Origin of the sequence: Acinetobacter sp. NS-4, from assembly GCF_037402435.1 — a bacterium.
GTDB lineage: Bacteria > Pseudomonadota > Gammaproteobacteria > Pseudomonadales > Moraxellaceae > Acinetobacter.
On record NZ_JBBEUE010000038.1, the window covers coordinates 1 to 2,789 of the forward strand.

Here is a 2,789-nt window from a genome sequence, read left to right on the forward strand (position 1 = left end):
TTATCAGGGCTATAACGAGCTAATTCAGATAATCTATGCATTGCAGCAAAAGTTAAAGTTATACTTCCTCTATCAATATAACCTTCTACATTCGTTCTCTTTAGATACCATAAACGATTAATACCATTTATATAAACTATGTGTTTTCTAATCTTTGGATGATATGTATTAATATATCTTTTCAGACTTTTATCCTTCTCAGTTTTTACATTTGATTTCCAAGAAAATCTTCTTTTAAATCTTATTATGGCTTTATCCTCAATTGACAATTCTTTTTCAAAATTCTCGGTTAATTTATTATAAGTATAGTTATTAGCATAATTGGTTGATAACTCGGCACAAAGCCATGCTTCAGAAGTAGTATTGGATTTAACAATTTTTGGATTAAAAACTGGGATAAATAACTCTGCTTGTGAAGAGTAAGTATGATTATAAGCTCTATGTATATTAGGTAAATTATATAAAATATCTTTGAGGCTATAATCAAATTGGATATTTGGCTCACCAAGATAAGTTGCTAAAGCAGGTAATATTCCTCCACACTGAAACTTGATTATTTCATTACTTAGAGATGTATGACCTTGCTTTGAATAACCACTAACCCCATGAAAATTACTAAAACTAATACCTTTAGTTAGTAATAATGCTTTTGAGGCATTGAGAAAACAGTAATATGCAGTCAATGGTGCAGAAGTTGAGGGTAACGCCAATGTCGCATAATAGAAATTTTTTGCTTGGTTCCAAAAAAATCTTGCATCTGTCTTTTTATGACGATTCAACCATAAATCTACGAATTCCCAAGTGTCTGTTACCAAAACAGTTTTACTATCAAAATTTGGGTTTTTAATCGATTTATGAACAGTTAAATTTTTATTTTTATATTTAATCTCTTTAAAACCCATACATCCCCCTAAAATTAACTGAATATCTAAATAATGTAATTATTCAAAATCCGAAACAGCTAACTAAGCTGATTGTTAAAAATTATAGTTGAAATTTATAATATTAAAAAATTATTAAATACATAATTTCAAATAAAAAGCCCCCTTTTGGAGGCTTCTTTTTAAAACTTAAATTTTAAGCTTTAGACACTGCCGGTTCAGCTGAACCGATTTTTTCAGACTCATCGTCATGCATAATCAATGCAACTGCAATTGCAGTAATCAGTACCGGTAAACCCACTGCCATAAAGTTGAAGTACGCAGGTAAGTTCATACCCAATAATCCACCAATCAGAATTGGCCCTACAATCGCGCCCATACGACCAATTGCAGATGACCAGCCAATACCTGTTGAACGTATTGCCAAAGGATAGAACTGTGCAACATAACTATAAAGAAGCATTTGCGAACCAATCGAAGCTGCACCCGCCAGGAATACCAAGATGTAAAGCAGGAACTGGTTAGACTGGAAGCCCATAAGACTCATCACAATCGCGCCCATCATACCTAAAACCATCAATACAGGTTTTAAATGGAAACGGTCCGCAAGAATACCACCACCGACAATACCAACCACAGCACCTATGTTCATGACCATCATGAACATCAAGCTGTTATCCATTGAATAGCCTGCAGCCATCATCAGTTTCGGTAACCAGCTGCTGAGTGCATACATAGTCAGCAAGCAGGTGAAGAATGCTACCCAAAACAATAAAGTATTGGTTGCACGACCTCGACGGAACAAGCTCACCACGTTTGCAGCTTCAGGCACATTTTCCTGAGGTAAGGTAAAGGTTGTTGTATCTGTTACTTTTACATTCGGCGCTAAGCGACGCACAATACGACGTGCTTCAGCCTGCTTATTTACCTTCACAATGAATGACAGAGATTCTGGTAGGAATTTCCAGATTACAGGCAGTAAAAATAAAGGAATACCCGCGATAAAGAACATGATTTGCCAACCAAAATCCGGGGTAAACCATGAGCCGAGTAAAGCAGCCATTACGCCACCTACCGCATAACCACTGAACATGGTAGTCACAAGTGTGCTACGCATCTTTTGTGGGGCATATTCAGAAGTCAGTGCCACCAGGTTTGGCATCACACCACCAATACCAAGACCGGCAAGGAAGCGTAACATACCAAATTCAGTGGGGTTAGAAGCAAAACCACCTGCAAAGGTTAAACCACTGAATAAAACAATACAGATCATGATGACTTTCTTACGACCAATCTTGTCCGCCAAGGAACCAAAGATCATCGCGCCAAACATCATGCCTGCAAGAGCTGTACTGGCAAGCATTCCCGCTTGAACGGCACTTAGGCCCCAGTCCTTCATTAATAGTGGTAAAGTTACACCATTAATCGCCAAATCATAACCATCAAATAAAATTACCAGTAAACACCAAGCAACTACATTGAAGTGAAAAGGCGTAAATTTCGCATTGTCGACTACAGAATTTATATCTACAGTTTCCATTGTCATCGTTCTCATCTCCCATGAGTACTTGTCCACATACCTAACAATCAATTGTTAAGTAAAATTTATCGCAGCTAATATACGCATATGATTTTTTATAAACAATAAGACTAAAGATTATGAATTTTCCTTAAAATATTAAAGATATCCATATGTATTAAAAGGATTTATTTACAAAATAAATGACTTTTGATTTGGTATTAATTAGAGTGATACAGGTCACATTTTTGAATAAAAACCAATCAATCATTTTATTTTTATTAATATAATCTAAACAATATCGGATATAAAAACGACTATAAAATTTTCTAATTTAAAAAAATATATGTTCTGAATTTTTGTATTTTTATGAAATATCTTTTATAAAT

Annotated in this window: 2 protein-coding genes; both read right to left on the bottom strand. The window is 34.9% G+C overall.

The window, feature by feature from the left end; translation table 11 throughout:
• Positions 1-902, bottom strand: a 902-nt coding sequence (locus WAE57_RS15710) for a YaaC family protein (protein WP_337711292.1), incomplete at its 3' end; no start/stop codon positions are given.
• Positions 903-1,077: 175 nt separating this feature from the next.
• A complete protein-coding gene (locus tag WAE57_RS15715) occupies positions 1,078-2,427 on the bottom strand; it encodes an aromatic acid/H+ symport family MFS transporter (protein ID WP_337711293.1) in 1,350 nt (449 codons plus the stop codon).
• Between the last annotated feature and the right edge of the window lie 362 nt (positions 2,428-2,789).

Bases quoted from the DNA above. Each gene is read 5' to 3' on its own strand.
- WAE57_RS15715 (WP_337711293.1), bottom strand. From the start codon at position 2,427: ATGACAATGGAAACTGTAGATATAAATTCTGTAGTCGACAATGCGAAA.